The sequence below is a fragment of the Candidatus Thiothrix putei genome (assembly GCA_029972225.1).
Taxonomy (GTDB): domain Bacteria; phylum Pseudomonadota; class Gammaproteobacteria; order Thiotrichales; family Thiotrichaceae; genus Thiothrix; species Thiothrix putei.
Genome location: CP124756.1, coordinates 1,451,834 through 1,470,410, shown reverse-complemented (window position 1 = coordinate 1,470,410; position 18,577 = coordinate 1,451,834). Strand labels below are relative to the sequence as shown.

Below are 18,577 nucleotides of genomic sequence, written 5' to 3'. Positions count from 1 at the left end.
GTTCAGAATTAGTGCTGAATCCGCAGTTTCTGGACTTCTTCCAGTGGCAAGCCTGCGATACGGGCAATGTCAGCTTCGGGAATTACGCCCAGTTGTAGTAAACTGCGGGCGACTTCTTGAGCTTTTTTATACTCACCTTCTTTGCGTCCCTGTTCAATGCCCTGTTCAATGCCCTTTTCGATACCCTTCTCGATTCCATCCCTCATGCCCCAGCTATAGGAGGCAAATTTGGTTACATCCACTTGTGTTAGCATTTGTTCAGCCTCTTTGATATTGGGTTGCAGGTCACGGTTTTCGGCGAGGGTTTCGAGCATCTCGAAGTAGTTGCGGAAACCACGTTCGTCTTCGCCCATGAGTTCACGTAGGCGCAACACGATGTAGTTTACCATATCCTGTGTTGGTTTCCCTTTGAAATCACACAGAATTGCCAGAACCAAAGCATCGGGCGTGTCTTGTGCCAGCAACAGACTGCAATCGACGTTGTGCATATCGAGGATCGGGTAATGGTAGGCAAGCGTTTGGGCATGGTTAAGCGGTCACGCCCGATGTAAATCAGGTGTTGGTGATTTGCTGATGATGTCTTTGTTTCCCATGCGGGGAGTGTAGCAGGGGATGGGCTGTTTGTTGGGGCATTCTGATGGAATGCTGGGTTAGTGGCGTGAATGGTGAGTCAGGCTTAGACTATGCTGCAAGCCGCACTCAGCTTCCGCCGCGTATTTGCATTTCTTCGCGAATGACCTTGCGTAGTAATTGTTCTAGCATTGACTCACCTTGGTGCAAGTAATCACGCAATACTTGATTGATGGCGGTCTGGTAGCCGATGCCTTGCTCTTCTGCTTGGGTGCGGAAGGCTGCCAGCACGTCATCATCCACGTACATGGTAATGCGGGTTTTGCCGCCAGACTCCACCTGTAATTGTGCCAAGGCAGGTATTTTTGCTACGGGTTTGGCATCAGCGAAGTCGTAATCTTTGAATTTGTCGTACATAAGTCAGCAAATACGGATTTCCAAACGCTTGCCGAGGGAGTGCGCAAATTTTTCCAACGTAGATAACTTCACCTCTTCTGCGTGGTTTTCCATTCTGGAGATGGCAGATTTTTGGGTATTCAGGCGTTCCGCAATAGTTTCTTGGGTAATACCTGCGGCTTCTCTCGCTTGCCGTAGCAGAACGCCTATTTTGAAGGACTGATAGCCATTGTCAAAATTGTCTGCGAATGTAGCATCGCGTTGTTGGTGTTTGCTGATGTACTTTTTTAAGTCGCTCATGCTTTTTTCTCCAAATAGTCTTGTTTACGCTCCTCTGCCAAGACAATTTCAGCGTTGGGTGTTTTCTGCGTTTTCTTTTGAAGTGACTTTTTGGGCTTGCTTGCTGGTAAGGCTGTCCAAGAATTCCTCTATCGGGGATTCACCGGATGGCGTTTTGTAAAAGTGGATTTCTCTCATGGATGCAATGTTAACCTACAAGTGAACTTTTAGTAAGCCGCCTTGTGCTAGCTGGATGGATGCAACTCTTGCTGGATTGTCTGCCTAACAACATCCTCTAATGCTTTCCCCTGAAGAAATTGCCTTAGTGCTTCGTTCATCATGTTTTGGTAGCTGCCACCCGTTAGGGTGGCACGCGCTTTGAAGGCTGCCAAGATGCTGTTGTCAACACGCATGGTGATACGGCTTTTGCCGCCAGATTCCGCCTGTAATTTTGCCAAGGCAGGTATTTTTTCTACGGGTTTGGCATCAGCGAAGTCGTAATCTTTGAATTTGTCGTACATATCATCTGAATTGGTTTGCATAAATCTTCTAGGGGCTATGCTTGCTGCATATCCACGTCTGCAAAATTGTTGATGTTGACTGAGCCATCAGGAAAACGTGCCACAATGTCGAGCTGCCCACCCATTGCCTCAATGTGGCTGCGCAAGGTTGAGATGTACATATCCGTGCGTCGTTCCAGTTTGGCGATAGCGGGTTGCTGCACCTGGAGGATGTCTGCCAGCGCTTTTTGCGACAAGCCACGGGCGCGGCGCAATTCGTGTAGCGGCATGGCTGCCAGTAGGGTTTGCAGCTTAACCTCTGCCTGAGCGAGTGCTTCAGGGGGCATTTTGGCTGCTAATTCAGAAAATTTCTTAGCCATTGAGTAAACCTTCCTTCCGTAACTCATCTAAATGTTCATCATACAAACGGTCGGCTATCGGCACATGCACGTCATACCAACGCTTATCACCTGTTTTATCACCACCAATCAGCAGAATGGCGCAGCGGCGAGGGTCAAATGCATACAATGTCCGCAACGGATGACCACCGTGTTGTGTCCGCAATTCGCGCATGTGGGAATGTTTTGAACCGTTGATACCACTGCTATGAGGGAATGGCAGTCCAGCACCAAACATCTCTAGCAAATCAACCGACGCTTTGACGGAAACTTGCTCTGCTTGTGCAAGACTATCCCACCATTCACCAAACTCATCGGTGTATTCAACTTGCCACGTCATAGTGCCTCAATCATTAAAACATTCCTTACATGGAATGTTTTAAGATTACAACATTCCATGTTGACTGACAAGATGGTATTCAATTTTGCTCAAGAAAAAGCCGGAACACGTCCGGCTTTTCCCTTTCCATCAAACGGTCACAGTGCCTACTGACACGACCAGCTTACCGACTGCGAACCGTGGTTATCTCCATACGCATTTATATCGTTAAACAGAAAACGCACAGTTTCTCCCGCGCTCAACGATTTGTTGGCACTGATTCCAACAAAATCGTAACTCCCATCTGCACGCTTCATTATCAATGCCCTATAGGACTGGAAGGTAATGCGGCATAAGAAACGTACCAACCAATTGCACCACTAGCGTCATACGTGGAAGAAGACACGCTTTCTCCCCACGTCCCCGTCGCAGTAAACGTACACTGCGTTTTCCCCGCTGGCACGGTGAAGGCTGTGCCTGTTTCGTCGGCGGCTTGGACGGTGAAGGGGTTGGCGTTGCCTGTTGGGGTGGTAGTGCGCTCGATGATTCCACTCTTGAGGCTGTAACCACCGTTGCAATTATCTTCAAAATTTAGATCATTCCACCCACCTGTTGTACCACTAATATGTGCGTAGTCTTCACCTTGAATACATGCGTAGTAATCATTCGGCTCTCCCAGAAACCAATTCGTATATGTTGCGATTTCACCTGCAACCGTTTTCCAAACACCCTCCTGCTCTTTGTCAGTGTAGCCAATCCAATAGCCGTAAGTCACTGCTGCGACGTTAAACGTATTGGCAACCCAATCATTTTCAGCCTGATCTTCGATAACTACAAGATGCGCTCCCACCGCTTGCGCAGCCGTTTCGCACTGTTCCCAGTTGCCGCAGTTGTCGAGGGCTTTGTAGTAGTGTCCGGTGGTGGGGTTGAGTATCCAGCCGGTGTTGTCTACGTTGCCTCCGCCTTGTTGGTAGAGGGTTTGGATTTCGGTTTCGCTGAGGGCACGGTTGTAGATGCGAACGTCGTCAATAAGACCATTAAAGTTATCTGTTTGTATTGCTCCACTTCCTTGTGACGCTCCAATTCTCACTGGAAAAGTGTTAATTGGGGTGTCAGTTGTAGTAGTGGTTGTCGATATAACTAATTTTTCATCAAGATAAATGGATGCTTTCCCTTGAGAAAAAATACCAGCAACGTGATGGAAGGTATTTTCAGATACAGGGGTATACGCAATAGTCTCATTACTCCCTGATCCAAAACGAATTCCACCAGCCCACACATCCAGCAGATACCCATCTCCAGATCCTGCTGTAACTTTATCAATCAAACGGAATGGTCGTTGCTCAGAAGATTGACTACCTAAGCTCCTACCATTAAACCAAGCTGAGAGAGTAAAGGCAGTAGAAACATCAAGGCTGTTGCTATCTAGAATTTCTGCGTAGTTGGTCGTATTGAGGTCTATTGCCTTACCCAATACCCCAGTTACACAACCCGGCGACGCTATCAATACACCTGAGTTATTCGCCGAACTGCTGTCTTTTGCTGTGCAGTCGTCGAAAGACCAGTGGGCAACGAGTCCGGTGCTGTCTATATAGTTATAGGTTGCACGCCCTGCTTCAATTCCATTGATCTTGAATATAACAGGCTCAGCAGGCGTCATGGCGTAAACATGTGAACGCGCATGTGGTTTAGCATCGCACCGTGCTGTTTCGATTTGCCCATCGCCCCATTCGATCGTACACACAGCACTAGGATTATGCGTAGCACGGTATAACAACCTGTATTCACCAGATGGTGAAATGGATGCTCGGAATAAAGTCACTCTGGCAGCATTTTTATTGCAGTCTGTATATTGTTTGCTCGTGGGTGAAGTATAACCCTCAAGAACCACATTCAAATTACCATTAATAGTATCAAGGTCAGTAATGCAGTTCTCTCCAAGATTAACGCCAAGCCCTGTAAAACTACCAGAATTTAAATCAGCAACACTCGCCACACGGTTATCAAAAATACTTAACCAAGAGAGCTTAGATAAATCAATCAATGGGTTAATGTCAATAATATCATTATTTGCAAGATTCAGATATTCCAGATTTTTCAGAATACCAATGCCCGTGATAGATGTTACCCCAGCCCCAACACAGGATAAATCTGTTATAGATATACCTTACAGCGTCAAGACCTGAACATTTTTAAAGGTTTGAAAATTTGTTGTCATCAACTGGGTCAGTTCTTTCTTGTGATCGGTATCCAGCTTGTCGAGACAGTTGGTGATGGCCGCCTTGAAAGCGGGAAACTTATCATAGTATTTCGAGTACAAGCATTTTTTCTTGACGAACTTCCACAACCGTTCAATCAGATTGAGGTTGGGTGAATAGGTCGGTAAAAATAATAGTTCAATATTGAGCCTTTTCGCACAGGCAAACACGGCTTCACAGCGTTGATACTTGGCATTATCCAAGACCAAAGTGATCGGTATTTTGAGTGCTAACGCTGCAATTTTTTCCAATAATTCACACACGCTGTTAGCGTTGATATAGGAGTCGTTAGTGATCGTGATGAGTTGTAGCGTTATCGCATTGAGTGCGCCCAATACGTTGTAGCGTTGTCGACCACAGGGGGCTTTGATGAATACGCGGGAAAATGACCACAAAAACCCCAGAAACGGTGCTAACACGAAGTGGGCGGCATCGACAAAAAAAGGGCGCGTTTGCCCTCCTTAGCCTCCTGAATGCGCGGTTTTAGTTCATTTTCCAGGAACTTTTCTTGTGCTTCCACATCAGCTTTGGCGGGTATCATCCCCACTTTATGGATGTCCATCCCTATTTTCTTCATAAAGACACGTACCCTGTCCTCACTGCGTTTGATGCCTGTCAGCTCCTCAATCTTAGCGGCTGCCGCCTTGCTGGTTGCGGGGGGATATTCACGAAAATAGGCTTCAATCTTGTCTTTATATGCCATCAAATCACTCTGTGGTTTATTGAATCGTATTTCTTTAAGAGCTTCTAAACCGTTAGGTTGTAGGTAGGCGTTTAGGTAGGCAAGCAGCGTGGCTTCTGTAATCCTTTCCAATCGTTTGATTTCCTTATGCGTCAACTGTTGGGATTTCAGGTACAGCACGGACATTTTCTTACGGACTCTGGGATGAGGATGGCGCTCCTTCCAGTAGAACAGCTCCGCTATCTCATCCTCAGTGAAAGTGATTTTTAATGTCATACATTACTCATGGCTGCTTTTGTTACCAGTCATCTAACCATATTTCCTTGATCAAAAAAAACTATTTTATGGCACGGACCGGTATAGAAGCTGATTGTAACTTACAGCATCAGGAGTCGTTTGTAAGGCTGCTGCAATACACATTCTCAATGATGCATCCTTGACTGGTATTAAACGCCCTTGGGGTTTAACATCCTGTAGCACACTCGCCAAACTACTAGCATCCGTGCTGCTATTGGATTGATTTAAGTGACCATCATCTTGCAACTCATTGACTAAACCTTCAAAACCGATAACCCGCGTCATGGTTTTGACAGTCTCAAAGCGTTCTTTTTGCTTAGTAAAATCACTAATCACATCGGAAAGGTCAGCCAGTTTTTTTACGTCTGTAGGCAACGCATTGAGCGCTTGTTGAAACTTAGAGAAATCACCATCAGCATAAGTATTAATACCTGTAGTTAATAGACATTATCTATAAAAAACTGAAATATATAAATAATAATTATCAATGGCAAGATACACAGCCAGAGTGTAAATTCCTGACAGTAATAATAGCCTAGAGTAGGGACTAACGGCATGGCGGAGTACAGCTTTAACGCATTGAAATCCAATGAAAAGGCATTTGTTGCCATGACCAGTCTCAACGTTAAGGAGTTTTTGGGTTTGCTCGAACGGTTCAGTGCAGCTTACCAAACTGACCTACACGCCCGGGGCAAACGTGTTGATGAGACGCGGGGTCGTTCTGATGGGAAACTGGCATTAATAGAAGACAAACTGTTTTTCATTCTGTTTTACCTGAAGACCTATCCTTTACAAGAAGTGCTGGCGTATTCATTTGATCTTCCCCAAAGTGTGGCAAACCACTGGATACACCGCTTGTGTCCCGTATTACAAAGTGCATTGGATAACATGGGACATAAGCCCATTCGACTATCCTCAGAATTAATGGAACGGCTAGCAGAAGAAGGGCAACAGGAATTGATTATTGACGGAACAGAGCGGAGAATCCAGCGCCCCGTGGATAATGATGTCCAGCGCGAATACTATAGTGGTAAAAAAAAAGTCCATACGGTTAAAAACAATGTCATCGTTGGCTGTGCTGACAGACATATCAAATACTTAGGGGATACTCACTCAGGCAAGAAGCATGACAAGAAAATTGCCGATGAGGAGCAGACCCAATTACCGGAGGGTTCTGTGATTTTACGTGATTTAGGCTTCAAGGGGGCTGACATGGGAAAAGGTGTCACCGTCATTGAGCCAAAAAAGAAGCCACGGAATAAATGCCTGACCCCACAAGAAAAAGAAGAAAACCGTCAAATTTCTGCCCGCAGGGTAGTCGTTGAACATATCATCAGTGGTATTAAACGCTGCCGATGCCTGAAAGATGTGTACCGTAATTTAAAAGATGACTTTGATGACCAGATTATGGAAATTGCTTGCGGACTACACAACCTGAGAAACTCCATGCGAAATCCAATCTATTGAAAGTTTTAAAAACTTTTCGATAATTATTATTTATAGATAATGCCTAATGCACTAACTACAAAGGGCGTAGAAGTACCATCATCTGCATTGAGCAACGTAGACAAACTATTGGTAAAAGGCTTACGATCACCTGTAGTGTTGGACAAGCCATCTATGTCTTCATAACCACCGCTAATGTCAACTCTAAGAATCCCGCTTAAGTTATTCGGCAAAGTAAATGATCCTAACTCACCAGTGGTCGTTGTGAACAATTCATTGGTTGTACCGGCTTGATAAACAATGACAGTACCATCGACAACGTAACTGTTCACGAGCTTGCAACTGCCACAGCTTGAGCTATGCTTGATGAATGAACGATCTGACCATCACCACCGATTTTACCGACATTGCGTTGCCCACCGATTTGGCAGCCTCCCAGCAGCTTAACCGTGATCTGCTGACGTTGGTGGTTGCTTTGCAAGCACGGGTCAAACGACTGGAAGCGGAACTGACAGAACTAAAAGAACGCCTGAATGACTCCTCCAGTAACTCCTCTAACCCACCCTCACGGGACACGCCCGAACAACGCGCCCAGCGCGAACGCAAACCCAAAAGCGCGCTAAAACGCGGCGGTCAGCCGGGGCACAGCAAACATGAACGTGCCTTAGTGGAGGAATCGCGGCTGGACGCTATCCAGCACTATTATCCTGAAGGCTGTTGCCGTTGTGGGGGTCATCTGGCGATGGAAACCACACCGAGCCAGCGTCATCAGGTGTTTGACCTGCCGGAAGTCGCTTACCATGTAACGGAACACCGCCTGTATGCGGGTACGTGTACTTGCTGTGGGAAACGTCAGGTAGCTGAGTTGCCCGAAGACGTCCCCAGTGGGCAGATGGGAGCAGGATTGATCAGTTGGATTACCCTGATGAACGGGGCTTGCCGCCTATCCACGCGGCAAATCCAGTTACTGCTGGAAGAACAATGGCAGTTATCCTTCAGTAGCGGTGCGATCAGTGAAGCGACTGCACCCGTCAGCGGTTGGTTAGCGCCTTTATATGCGCAGGCGGGTGAAGCGGTGCGTAGCAGCCCGGTGGTAAACGCGGACGAAACCAGTCACTACCGTGGGCGCGAACGTGAATGGTTGTGGGTGATGTGTTCGCCACAGGTGGTGTACTTCATGACGCATTACTCACGCGGCAAAGGCGCAGCGGATGAATTGTTGGGTGCATTCGATGGCATACTCGTGACCGACCAGCACGGCGGCTATAACCACCACCCCACTGAACGGCGGCAACTGTGCTGGGCGCATATCATCCGCAAGTTCAAAAAAATGGCACAACGTTACGGGCGTGCAGGCATCTTAGGGAAACGTTTACTGCGTCTGGCACGCCTGATTGTCCACTTACATAACCGCAGGCTCGCAGGCGCTTACGCTGACAGACTCTACCGGCAACGCATGGATAAACTCCGCGAAGCCTTCCGCCAGACATTGTTGGCAGGTAGCGGCTTACGGCAAGCACAACATCCTGATAAGCCCACTAAAACCGCCAACCAGTGCCAACGTTTACTGGATGATGAGCTTATGTTATGGACATTTCTGCGTCATCCCGGTGTTCCTCTGACCAATAATGCCGCCGAACGTGCCATCCGCCCCTATGTCATCTGGCGTAAGACCAGTTTTTTCAGCCAATCTTTCCGGGGCGACCAATTCCGCCCGTTAATACTGACTATCGTGGAAACCTGCAAACGCCTAGGTGTCAGTGCTTACCGAATTATCCGCCAGGCGTGCCAGCAGGCACTGACCAAAAAACCAGTGACGGTGCGTTTGCCGATTCCTCCACCGCAAGTACTGAATCCGGTTACTGGATTTCTTGCCGCTTAAGGGGAGCTGTTCCGTGAACAGTTACATCGACAACATAGTCATCAATTGCGTAACCAACCCGGTTAGTCGGCAATATTCCTGTACTGCCGCTATTGTTTGAATTCGTGTCATTCGTTGAGCCTCCACCACCACAAGCAACAGCAAGCAGAGAAAGCATTAAAACCCCAGTCAAATGTAAATAAAGTTTCATAGAAATATACCCCAATTTTTAAATTGATCACTTTGCGAAGCCATATTGACCATCAGGATGTTTCAAAAATCTGATGTTTACTTCATTTGCTGTGATCGTCATAAACTCACTGCTAATGGGAACCACCACGGTATTCGCATCTTTAAATTCAACTTTTAAATAAGAGCCACTTGCAAAATTACATTTTCAGCGTGAACCTTCCTTCATCTGAAGGAAAAAAGAAGTGTGGGCTGCCGTTTTCGGCGATAATAGAAGCATCAAAACAACCATTAAGCCCACGCTATGAATTCTACCGAACGCGCCCTGATTGCACAACGCTGGAGTTTGCTGCAAATTGAAATACTGCCTTGCTTCAATGATGCCTTTGGCACATTGACCCCCAAGCTTGAAAAGCTCATTCACGTACTGGAGCTGACGCGCATTGAAGATTTTGTGCGCTCTTTTCGTGATGGGTCTGGACGGCCAGCGACGGAGCGATCTTGGTTTGCCAATGCTTTTGTCGCCAAAAGCGTGCTCAATATTGTCAATACGCGAGCACTCATTGACCGGCTGCAAAACGATCGCTCCCTGCGACGCATCTGCGGGTTTCCCCTGACCAAGAAACTGCCTTCCGAATCCACCTTTTCACGTGCCTTCGCTGAATTTGCTGAACAGCGTTTAGCGGAACGTGTGCATGAAACGTTGGTGAAAACGTATTTGGGCGATGCGCTGATCGGCCACCTGTGTCGGGATTCAACAGCCATTGAGGCACGTGAACGGCCTGTTGCCGAGGAAAAGCCAAAGAAAAAACAAGGGCAAACACGGATTCAGCGCCAACGGGAACAGTCACTTCAGCAAGCACTCGATGAGATACCGGTTCAGTGTAACCGGGGGACGAAGAAGAATGCCCAAGGCTACAAGCACAGTTGGAACGGCTACAAACTGCATATCGATACCGCCGATTGTGGTGTCCCGATAGCAGCCATTCTGTCTTCCGCCTCCTTTCACGACAGCGGGGCAGCCATCCCACTCTCTCAAATCAGTGCCCAACGTGTCACCAGTCTCTACGACCTGATGGATGCGGCCTATTGCAGTGCTGATTTGCACGAATACAGCCGTCATCTGGGGCATGTCCCTCTGATTGATCACAATCCTCGCGGCGGACAGAAAGAAGCGTTTGAACCTGCTGATGCCGAGCGTTACAAAATTCGCAGCACCGTAGAACGAACCAATGCCCGCCTGAAGGATGAATTTGGTGGTCGGAATGTGTGGGTGCAAGGTGCGCAAAAAGTTTACAGCCACTTGATGTTTGGGATTTTGGTGTTGAGTGCTGATCAACTGATGCGTGTCTTGTTATAAAGCGACTGGGTTTGAAAAAACACGGGAAGACTGACTGAAAAACAGGAGCAGTCGCATCGGTATGGGTGAAATTTAGCAAAAGTTACGGTAAAACTGAAAAAGCTCAGGTTTCGTTGGTCAAATTGAGTAAAAAATCGGCTGAATATGCGGCGTTCGGTCAATGCTGAAAATTGAGCAACTCAGTTTGTCGGATTTTGCAAGTCGCTCAATAAACGACTCCACTGCTAGGGTTCGTATAGCTGCCACCGGTTATATACCCTACTGATTTCTGATAAGGTTCATAGGTTTTGTTAAAACTAAGTACCTTTTCATCTGATAAAGCTTCACCCGTCATTGATGAATAAACCTCACCATCACTGCGCATTTCGTAGCCGGGGCGATGCAGGAAAACACCTGCATCCATTAACTCAAATCCAGTAGTATTACCTGAATGCACCAAACTGACTTTTTCAATCAATTTACGCATTTCGTTCGGCTTTAATGATGAATTAGGCCAAAACCAATGACCACTGTCTTTGTCGATATTGATGGAAAATCCCATAAGCCCATAGTCAAACTGCAACACTTGCAGCCCTTTTTCTTCGGCAATGTCTTTAGCCCTAGCGATAATAAACCTGCCTGCCTTGACCTGTTCATTAATATAGCCACCTGCTGGCCCTGCCAAACTGGATAGTCTATCTAGGGCAATAAAATAAGCTTCCAACTCGTCATGCCCTTGTAATGCAGCACAAAATCCGCTGAGATCAGCGACATCATCATTTTTATCTTTGATGTATTTGTAAATTTTGCTCTCAATAGTTTCGGAAAAGATACCCCAACCAAGATAACGAAATTGTGACAAGGTGTCTTTTAAGCGTTCTGAACTGGAACTAATATCTTTGCACCGAATACTAGCAGCATGAGCGGGATAGCTCATTGTCAAGGATAACAACACTGTGGCTGTCAGGTATTTAATCATAGGTTTCATGCTTATCTCCAAATTCACAGCCATTATTTAACACTGGTTGCATTAATCAAGGTTGCACTCGGTACTGCGGTATCACCGATATTGGCAGTCTTGACTGTAATAGTCAGATTGCCACCATTGGCGACATTGATGGTTTTATTTAAGTTTTCAAACCCAGTTTGCCCACCTGTATTGCCCATTGGTGAAGGTAACCCGCCTACTGGGGTGAAATTCGCTGCGTTTAGCTCTTTGTTGTAAAGCTGGACATTATAAACATTCCCGCTGCCCGTCTTAATTTCAATGGTCGCTTTGTGGGTGTGAACAAAAGTGCGGTGTCCTGTAGACTAAGATGGCATCCCCTAAAACCAGAGAAAAAGGACTTTCCCATGTTGACAGTTAGCTCCCGCGACCAAAAACTTTTAGAAGCCTTGAACCGCAACCCCGCATTAAAAGCTCGGATGGAAGGGCTAATCGAGGTGGTTGAAAATGCCGGTGATGACATTATCAAAGCAGCAGACGCCGAACAGCGGGTGATAGAAGAACTGCGCCAAATGGGAAATGATGCGATCACTGCATGGGCAAACAAACGTGTAGAAAAATGCACAGCCCCAGCCTGTGAAGAAGGCATTGGGAAGTATGTAAAGAGTGGAAAAAAAACTGTCATTGGCACACGACCTACGGAAAAATCCACATAAGCGAACCGGTCTACCGGATTCCCGGCAAGCGTGTCCGCCCCTTTAGCCAGAGTGCCGAGGTTGTTTGCCGAGGCTGTTCGCTCCCGCTGCAACGGGCGGTGACGGACTTTGGGGCGGACTGTTCATTTGCTCAAGTGCCTGATAAATTAGAAGAACATTACGGGATACGGCTGGCATCCAGCAGCATCCGACACATCACCGAAGGTCACGCCAAACGCATCCATGAATCCCAAGTGTTGATAAAAGACTATCCAAGCACGTTGGGAAAAGCCTATGTCATTGCCGAAATGGACGGCAGCATGATCCCCATCGTCGAGATTGACGAAACAGCCCCCGACAAGCGCAAAGGCAAAAAGGAAAGCTGGAAAGAAGCCCGCCTGTGTCTTGCCCACGCCAAAGGCAGTGCTACGCCAACGTTTGGCGCAATATTCGGTGGCACGGTAGAAGATGCTGGAAAAATCTTATTCGACACCGCCTGCCGTGCTGGATTTGGAAAAAGCACGTTCCTCCATGCGGTGGGTGATGGGGCAAGCTGGATCAACCGTCAAGTGGATGAACAATTTGGCACACAAGGACATTACCTGATTGATTTTTATCATGTTTGTGAATACCTATCAGCAGCATCCGCAAGCTGTTCATGCCTCAAGGACAAGGATAAATGGTTTGCCAAACAGAAAAAAGCCCTACAGGATGGTCAAGCTCAAGCGGTCATCGACACACTGAAACCTTTCCTCGAAGCAGAAACGGTAGAAGACAGTAACGCCCCAGTACGAGCTTGTCACCGTTACCTGAGCAACCGCATTGAGCAACTGGATTACCCGACAGCAAAATCCCTCGGATTGCCCGTGGGGTCGGGCGAAATAGAAAGTGCACACCGTTACATCATCCAGCAACGCTTAAAAAAATCGGGGGCATGGTGGAAAAGTGATAATGCGGCGGATATGTTGGCGTTGAGGGTCATGCGGGGAAACCAGCAATGGAAGCATTATTGGCGAAACACCGCTGAGGCGGCATGAGGTTTACCGCACTTTTGTTCACACCCTCGCTTTGTCGTTGAATTGACTTCCCACGAATTCTGGATATTCATTGGTGACAAAATTTGCCAACATATCGACATTTACCTGCTTTGTGCCGACGGGCACTTTATAAATCTTGGTCATTGTCATTTGCTGCATATCTGCATTATTCAATGCGGCAATCGTTGGCTTACTTGGATCAGGTGCAGTGATTGACCCAAAATCATCCCCAATACTGAAATGTGTTGCCTGATCGCCTTCTGTTACCGTCCAATCCTGCAACACCTCAAATACCTGCGTATTCTGCACCAAAGCAACTTGTTCCGTCCCTGATTTAATTTTCGCATCAGTCGATGTAGAGTAAGCTTTTACATCAGCATAACTTGTCGATAACTTAATTGCAGGAGCTAAATACCCTTGTGCAGTACCAAGATGAGAACTCCCCATCTGATTATTATTAGCTAATACTGTAGGCAATACTGATTTATCAACTACTGATGGCTTTTTAATTATTGTAGTATTTTTTGAGTCAAAAGAACCTGGCTCAGGCTTAACGATATCATTTATTGAAAATTTATTCATATCCATAACCCTGCCTGATATGTTTAGCCAAAGGTGTATTGTATGTAACTGTTCACGAGCTTGCAACTGCCACAGCTTGAGCGGGTGTGAACAAAAGTGCGGTGTCCTGTAGACTAAGATGGCATCCCCTAAAACCAGAGAAAAAGGACTTTCCCATGTTGACAGTTAGCTCCCGCGACCAAAAACTTTTAGAAGCCTTGAACCGCAACCCCGCATTAAAAGCTCGGATGGAAGGGCTAATCGAGGTGGTTGAAAATGCCGGTGATGACATTATCAAAGCAGCAGACGCCGAACAGCGGGTGATAGAAGAACTGCGCCAAATGGGAAATGATGCGATCACTGCATGGGCAAACAAACGTGTAGAAAAATGCACAGCCCCAGCCTGTGAAGAAGGCATTGGGAAGTATGTAAAGAGTGGAAAAAAAACTGTCATTGGCACACGACCTACGGAAAAATCCACATAAGCGAACCGGTCTACCGGATTCCCGGCAAGCGTGTCCGCCCCTTTAGCCAGAGTGCCGAGGTTGTTTGCCGAGGCTGTTCGCTCCCGCTGCAACGGGCGGTGACGGACTTTGGGGCGGACTGTTCATTTGCTCAAGTGCCTGATAAATTAGAAGAACATTACGGGATACGGCTGGCATCCAGCAGCATCCGACACATCACCGAAGGTCACGCCAAACGCATCCATGAATCCCAAGTGTTGATAAAAGACTATCCAAGCACGTTGGGAAAAGCCTATGTCATTGCCGAAATGGACGGCAGCATGATCCCCATCGTCGAGATTGACGAAACAGCCCCCGACAAGCGCAAAGGCAAAAAGGAAAGCTGGAAAGAAGCCCGCCTGTGTCTTGCCCACGCCAAAGGCAGTGCTACGCCAACGTTTGGCGCAATATTCGGTGGCACGGTAGAAGATGCTGGAAAAATCTTATTCGACACCGCCTGCCGTGCTGGATTTGGAAAAAGCACGTTCCTCCATGCGGTGGGTGATGGGGCAAGCTGGATCAACCGTCAAGTGGATGAACAATTTGGCACACAAGGACATTACCTGATTGATTTTTATCATGTTTGTGAATACCTATCAGCAGCATCCGCAAGCTGTTCATGCCTCAAGGACAAGGATAAATGGTTTGCCAAACAGAAAAAAGCCCTACAGGATGGTCAAGCTCAAGCGGTCATCGACACACTGAAACCTTTCCTCGAAGCAGAAACGGTAGAAGACAGTAACGCCCCAGTACGAGCTTGTCACCGTTACCTGAGCAACCGCATTGAGCAACTGGATTACCCGACAGCAAAATCCCTCGGATTGCCCGTGGGGTCGGGCGAAATAGAAAGTGCACACCGTTACATCATCCAGCAACGCTTAAAAAAATCGGGGGCATGGTGGAAAAGTGATAATGCGGCGGATATGTTGGCGTTGAGGGTCATGCGGGGAAACCAGCAATGGAAGCATTATTGGCGAAACACCGCTGAGGCGGCATGAGGTTTACCGCACTTTTGTTCACACCCAGCTTGAGCTATGCTTGACGAATGAACGATCTGACCATCACCACCGATTTTACCGACATTGCGTTGCCCACCGATTTGGCAGCCTCCCAGCAGCTTAACCGTGATCTGCTGACGTTGGTGGTTGCGTTGCAAGCACGGGTCAAACGACTGGAAGCGGAACTGACAGAACTAAAAGAACGCCTGAATGACTCCTCCAGTAACTCCTCTAACCCACCCTCACGGGACACGCCCGAACAACGCGCCCAGCGCGAACGCAAACCCAAAAGCTCGCTAAAACGCGGCGGTCAGCCGGGGCACAGCAAACATGAACGTGCCTTAGTGGAGGAATCGCGGCTGGACGCTATCCAGCACTATTATCCTGAAAGCTGTTGCCGTTGTGGAGGGCATCTGGCGATGGAAACCACACCGAGCCAGCGTCATCAGGTGTTTGACCTGCCGGAAGTCGCTTACCATGTAACGGAACACCGCCTGTATGCGGGTACGTGTACTTGCTGCGGGAAACGTCAGGTAGCTGAGTTGCCCGAAAACGTCCCCAGCGGGCAGATGGGAGCAGGATTGATCAGTTGGATTACCCTGATGAACGGGGCTTGCCGCCTATCCACGCGGCAAATCCAGTTACTGCTGGAAGAACAATGGCAGTTATCCTTCAGTAGCGGTGCGATCAGTGAAGCGACTGCACCCGTCAGCGGTTGGTTAGCGCCTTTATATGCGCAGGCAGGTGAAGCGGTGCGTAGCAGCCCGGTGGTAAACGCGGACGAAACCAGTCACTACCGTGGGCGCGAACGTGAATGGCTATGGGTGATGTGTTCGCCACAGGTGGTGTACTTTATGACGCATTACTCACGCGGCAAAGGCGCTGCGGATGAGTTATTGGGCGCATTCGATGGCATACTCGTGACCGACCAGCACGGCGGCTATAACCACCACCCCACTGAACGGCGGCAACTGTGCTGGGCGCATATCATCCGTAAGTTCAAAAAAATGGCACAACGTTACGGGCGTGCAGGCATCTTAGGGAAACGTTTACTGCGTCTGGCACGCCTGATTGTCCACTTGCATAACCGCAAGCTCGCAGGCGCTTACGCTGACAGACTCTACCGGCAACGCATGGATAAACTCCGCGAAGCCTTCCGCCAGACATTGTTGGCAGGTAGCGGCTTACGGCAAGCACAACATCCTGATAAGCCCACTAAAACCGCCAACCAGTGCCAACGTTTACTGGATGATGAGCTTATGTTATGGACATTTCTGCGTCCCTCCCAGTCATAAGTATACTGCTCCACGTGGATTGCCAGCCGATCCTTGACCTGAGGGGCATCCTTAAACGCAAATAAAGGGCTACCACCCGCAACCGCAGTACCAGTGCAAATGACAGATAAAACTAGAACGCTAGTAAAATTAAAATGCTGTGCTGTGCTGTGCTGTGCTGGCAGCAGCCTACCACCGGATGGAATCAATCCCATAACGAAGCCCCCATTCTCAAAAACGCGATAAAACAATAAAATCAACTTATTTATGATAACAGGTGAAATGTAAACAGCGGTTGGCCTAATCAAGATTTTTATCGTAAAATAAGTATAAATTTTAGCCAAAACCGACTTCGGGTGTCCCTACCCCATGATCCACCCCCATCATGCTATACTCTTCCCATTCCACCCACACGCTAAACACCATGCAAAAGCACTTCAACACCACTGGCCCCGTCCATCCCGAAGACCACTACTGCATCGACCCAATGACCCGACTCGACTGGGAAGAGGTTCGCAACCTCATTGATGCCAAAAAATTCTTCGTCCTCCACGCCCCGCGTCAAACTGGCAAAACCACCACTCTCTTTGCCATGATGGACGAACTCAACCGCTCCAGCGCATACCTCGCACTCTACATCAACGTCGAATCCGCCCAATCCGCCCGTGGTGAAGTGGTACGCGGCATGAAAACCATCGTCGGCAACCTCATTGACAGCGTAGCCGCCCGCCTAAAAGATACCCGTTTACGTGCCTGGCGTGATGACATCTGGGAAACCCACGGCGCAGATGGCGCATTCAAAGCCATGCTCAGCCGCTGGGCACAAGAATCCCCCCTACCCATCGTCCTAATGATCGACGAAGTGGATGCCCTCGTGGGCGACACGCTGATTTCATTATTGCGCCAATTACGCGAAGGTTACATAGGCCGCCCCGTTGTCGCATTCCCGCAAAGCGTCATCCTCTGCGGAGTACGTGACGTGCGCGACTACCGCATCCACACCGCGCACCACGAAATCATTACCGGCGGCAGCGCCTTCAACGTCAAAGCCAAATCCCTCGTCATGGGCAATTTCAACCGTACCGAAGTCGAAACCCTCTACGCCCAACACACCGCCGCCACTGGGCAAACCTTCAACCCCGACATTTTCCCAGAACTTTGGGAAGATACCCACGGGCAACCTTGGCTCGTCAACGCCTTAGGACAAGAACTGACGTGGGAAGACAAAAGCGCCCGCGACCGCAGCACCCCGATCACCATAGAACGCTACCGCGCCGCCCGTGAACGCCTAATCTATTCCCGCACCACCCACCTCTCGCAACTGTCAGACAAGCTCAAAGAACCCCGTGTCCACGCCATTATCAGCCCACTGCTTTCGGGCGAAACCACGCCTGATACCCTTGCAATGGATGATGTCGAATACGTCACCGACCTCGGTTTAATCGAAAACCGCCCCCAGTTACGCATCAGTAACCGCATCTATCAGGAAGTGATCCCAAGGGAATTGACGTGGACAAAACAAATCACCATTGCCCACCAACAAGCATGGTACTTGACGCCAACCCGTCACCTCGACATGCCCAAACTCCTCAACGCCTTCCAGCAATTTTTCCGCGAAAACGCTGACAGTTGGATCGAACGTTTCGACTACAAAGAAGCAGGCCCGCAGCTTTTGCTGCAAGCCTTTCTACAACGCATTATCAACGGTGGTGGGCGCATCAACCGCGAATACGGGCTGGGGCGTAAGCGTACTGACCTGTACATCGAATGGCCAGTGGATGAGGAACAAGGTTTCTATGGCGAAGTGCAACGCATCGTCTTGGAACTAAAAATTCTCTATAAAAGCCTTGAAACCACTCTAGCAGAAGGCGTGGAACAAACCGCAGGCTACGCCGACCTGTGTGGCACAGACGAGATGTACTTGATCATTTTCGACCGCCGCCCCACCATTCCCTGGGAAGACAAAATCTGGCAACGCCAAGAAAACTGGCAAGAGCATACGCTAGGGGTATGGGGCATGTAATGCGAA

Annotated in this window: 18 protein-coding genes and 3 pseudogenes; 7 read left to right on the top strand and 14 right to left on the bottom strand. The window is 48.3% G+C overall.

Annotated elements, in window-relative coordinates:
- Positions 1 to 8: 8 nt before the first annotated feature.
- The 9 genes and pseudogenes from QJT81_07620 to QJT81_07580 all read right to left on the bottom strand — a co-directional run bounded on the left by QJT81_07620 (position 9) and on the right by QJT81_07580 (position 6,074).
- On the bottom strand, positions 9 to 488 hold the full coding sequence (locus QJT81_07620) for a hypothetical protein (protein WGZ95843.1): 480 nt from the start codon (positions 486 to 488) through the stop codon (positions 9 to 11).
- Between the two features lie 211 nt (positions 489 to 699).
- Positions 700 to 987 (bottom strand): BrnA antitoxin family protein, encoded by a 288-nt coding sequence (locus tag QJT81_07615; protein ID WGZ95842.1) that lies wholly within the window; start codon positions 985 to 987, stop codon positions 700 to 702.
- Between the two features lie 3 nt (positions 988 to 990).
- Complete coding sequence (locus QJT81_07610) at positions 991 to 1,266, bottom strand: helix-turn-helix transcriptional regulator (protein WGZ95841.1); 276 nt, start codon at positions 1,264 to 1,266, stop codon at positions 991 to 993.
- Between the two features lie 224 nt (positions 1,267 to 1,490).
- Positions 1,491 to 1,787 carry a BrnA antitoxin family protein gene (locus QJT81_07605; protein ID WGZ95840.1) on the bottom strand — a complete coding sequence of 99 codons (297 nt, stop codon included), beginning with the start codon at positions 1,785 to 1,787 and terminating at the stop codon, positions 1,491 to 1,493.
- Positions 1,788 to 1,801: 14 nt separating this feature from the next.
- Positions 1,802 to 2,125, bottom strand: coding sequence for an XRE family transcriptional regulator (locus tag QJT81_07600; GenBank protein ID WGZ95839.1), 324 nt, complete (start codon positions 2,123 to 2,125; stop codon positions 1,802 to 1,804).
- On the bottom strand, positions 2,118 to 2,483 hold the full coding sequence (locus QJT81_07595; protein WGZ95838.1) for a type II toxin-antitoxin system RelE/ParE family toxin: 366 nt from the start codon (positions 2,481 to 2,483) through the stop codon (positions 2,118 to 2,120). Before QJT81_07595 ends, QJT81_07600 begins: the two co-directional genes overlap by 8 nt.
- A 298-nt stretch (positions 2,484 to 2,781) precedes the next feature.
- Complete coding sequence (locus QJT81_07590) at positions 2,782 to 4,506, bottom strand: lectin-like protein (GenBank protein WGZ95837.1); 1,725 nt, start codon at positions 4,504 to 4,506, stop codon at positions 2,782 to 2,784.
- A gap of 123 nt (positions 4,507 to 4,629) precedes the next feature.
- A pseudogene (locus QJT81_07585) lies at positions 4,630 to 5,678 on the bottom strand (IS630 family transposase).
- Positions 5,679 to 5,744: 66 nt separating this feature from the next.
- A complete protein-coding gene (locus tag QJT81_07580) occupies positions 5,745 to 6,074 on the bottom strand; it encodes a hypothetical protein (protein ID WGZ95836.1) in 330 nt (109 codons plus the stop codon).
- A gap of 180 nt (positions 6,075 to 6,254) precedes the next feature.
- Between QJT81_07580 and QJT81_07575 the strand changes: the two genes are divergently transcribed.
- Positions 6,255 to 7,166: a transposase gene (locus QJT81_07575; protein WGZ95835.1), complete on the top strand. Its 912-nt coding sequence runs from the start codon at positions 6,255 to 6,257 to the stop codon at positions 7,164 to 7,166.
- Between the two features lie 26 nt (positions 7,167 to 7,192).
- On the opposite strand, the gene QJT81_07570 is transcribed toward QJT81_07575, so the two are convergent.
- Complete coding sequence (locus QJT81_07570) at positions 7,193 to 7,477, bottom strand: hypothetical protein (GenBank protein ID WGZ95834.1); 285 nt, start codon at positions 7,475 to 7,477, stop codon at positions 7,193 to 7,195.
- Between the two features lie 38 nt (positions 7,478 to 7,515).
- Between QJT81_07570 and QJT81_07565 the strand changes: the two genes are divergently transcribed.
- On the top strand, positions 7,516 to 9,027 hold the full coding sequence (locus QJT81_07565) for an IS66 family transposase (protein ID WGZ95833.1): 1,512 nt from the start codon (positions 7,516 to 7,518) through the stop codon (positions 9,025 to 9,027).
- On the opposite strand, the gene QJT81_07560 is transcribed toward QJT81_07565, so the two are convergent.
- Positions 9,005 to 9,217 carry a hypothetical protein gene (locus QJT81_07560; protein ID WGZ95832.1) on the bottom strand — a complete coding sequence of 71 codons (213 nt, stop codon included), beginning with the start codon at positions 9,215 to 9,217 and terminating at the stop codon, positions 9,005 to 9,007. The genes QJT81_07565 and QJT81_07560 overlap by 23 nt on opposite strands.
- A 282-nt stretch (positions 9,218 to 9,499) precedes the next feature.
- Between QJT81_07560 and QJT81_07555 the strand changes: the two genes are divergently transcribed.
- A complete protein-coding gene (locus QJT81_07555) occupies positions 9,500 to 10,555 on the top strand; it encodes a transposase (GenBank protein ID WGZ95831.1) in 1,056 nt (351 codons plus the stop codon).
- A 205-nt stretch (positions 10,556 to 10,760) separates the two neighbouring features.
- Here the strand turns inward: QJT81_07555 and QJT81_07550 are convergent, their stop codons facing one another.
- Together QJT81_07550 and QJT81_07545 are read right to left on the bottom strand one after the other, a co-directional pair.
- Positions 10,761 to 11,522 (bottom strand): hypothetical protein, encoded by a 762-nt coding sequence (locus tag QJT81_07550; protein ID WGZ95830.1) that lies wholly within the window; start codon positions 11,520 to 11,522, stop codon positions 10,761 to 10,763.
- 23 nt (positions 11,523 to 11,545) lie between these two features.
- A complete protein-coding gene (locus tag QJT81_07545; protein ID WGZ95829.1) occupies positions 11,546 to 11,701 on the bottom strand; it encodes a hypothetical protein in 156 nt (51 codons plus the stop codon).
- A 186-nt stretch (positions 11,702 to 11,887) separates the two neighbouring features.
- On the opposite strand from QJT81_07545, the pseudogene QJT81_07540 reads away from it, so the two are divergent.
- Positions 11,888 to 13,212, top strand: a pseudogene (locus QJT81_07540) (UPF0236 family protein).
- 18 nt (positions 13,213 to 13,230) lie between these two features.
- On the opposite strand, the gene QJT81_07535 reads toward QJT81_07540, so the two are convergent.
- Complete coding sequence (locus QJT81_07535) at positions 13,231 to 13,794, bottom strand: hypothetical protein (protein WGZ95828.1); 564 nt, start codon at positions 13,792 to 13,794, stop codon at positions 13,231 to 13,233.
- A 155-nt stretch (positions 13,795 to 13,949) separates the two neighbouring features.
- Between QJT81_07535 and QJT81_07530 the strand changes: the two are divergent.
- The 3 genes and pseudogenes from QJT81_07530 to QJT81_07520 all read left to right on the top strand — a co-directional run bounded on the left by QJT81_07530 (position 13,950) and on the right by QJT81_07520 (position 18,571).
- Positions 13,950 to 15,274, top strand: a pseudogene (locus tag QJT81_07530) (UPF0236 family protein).
- Positions 15,275 to 15,321: 47 nt separating this feature from the next.
- Complete coding sequence (locus tag QJT81_07525) at positions 15,322 to 16,569, top strand: IS66 family transposase (GenBank protein WGZ95827.1); 1,248 nt, start codon at positions 15,322 to 15,324, stop codon at positions 16,567 to 16,569.
- A 403-nt stretch (positions 16,570 to 16,972) separates the two neighbouring features.
- Positions 16,973 to 18,571, top strand: coding sequence for an ATP-binding protein (locus QJT81_07520; GenBank protein WGZ95826.1), 1,599 nt, complete (start codon positions 16,973 to 16,975; stop codon positions 18,569 to 18,571).
- Positions 18,572 to 18,577: the final 6 nt, after the last annotated feature.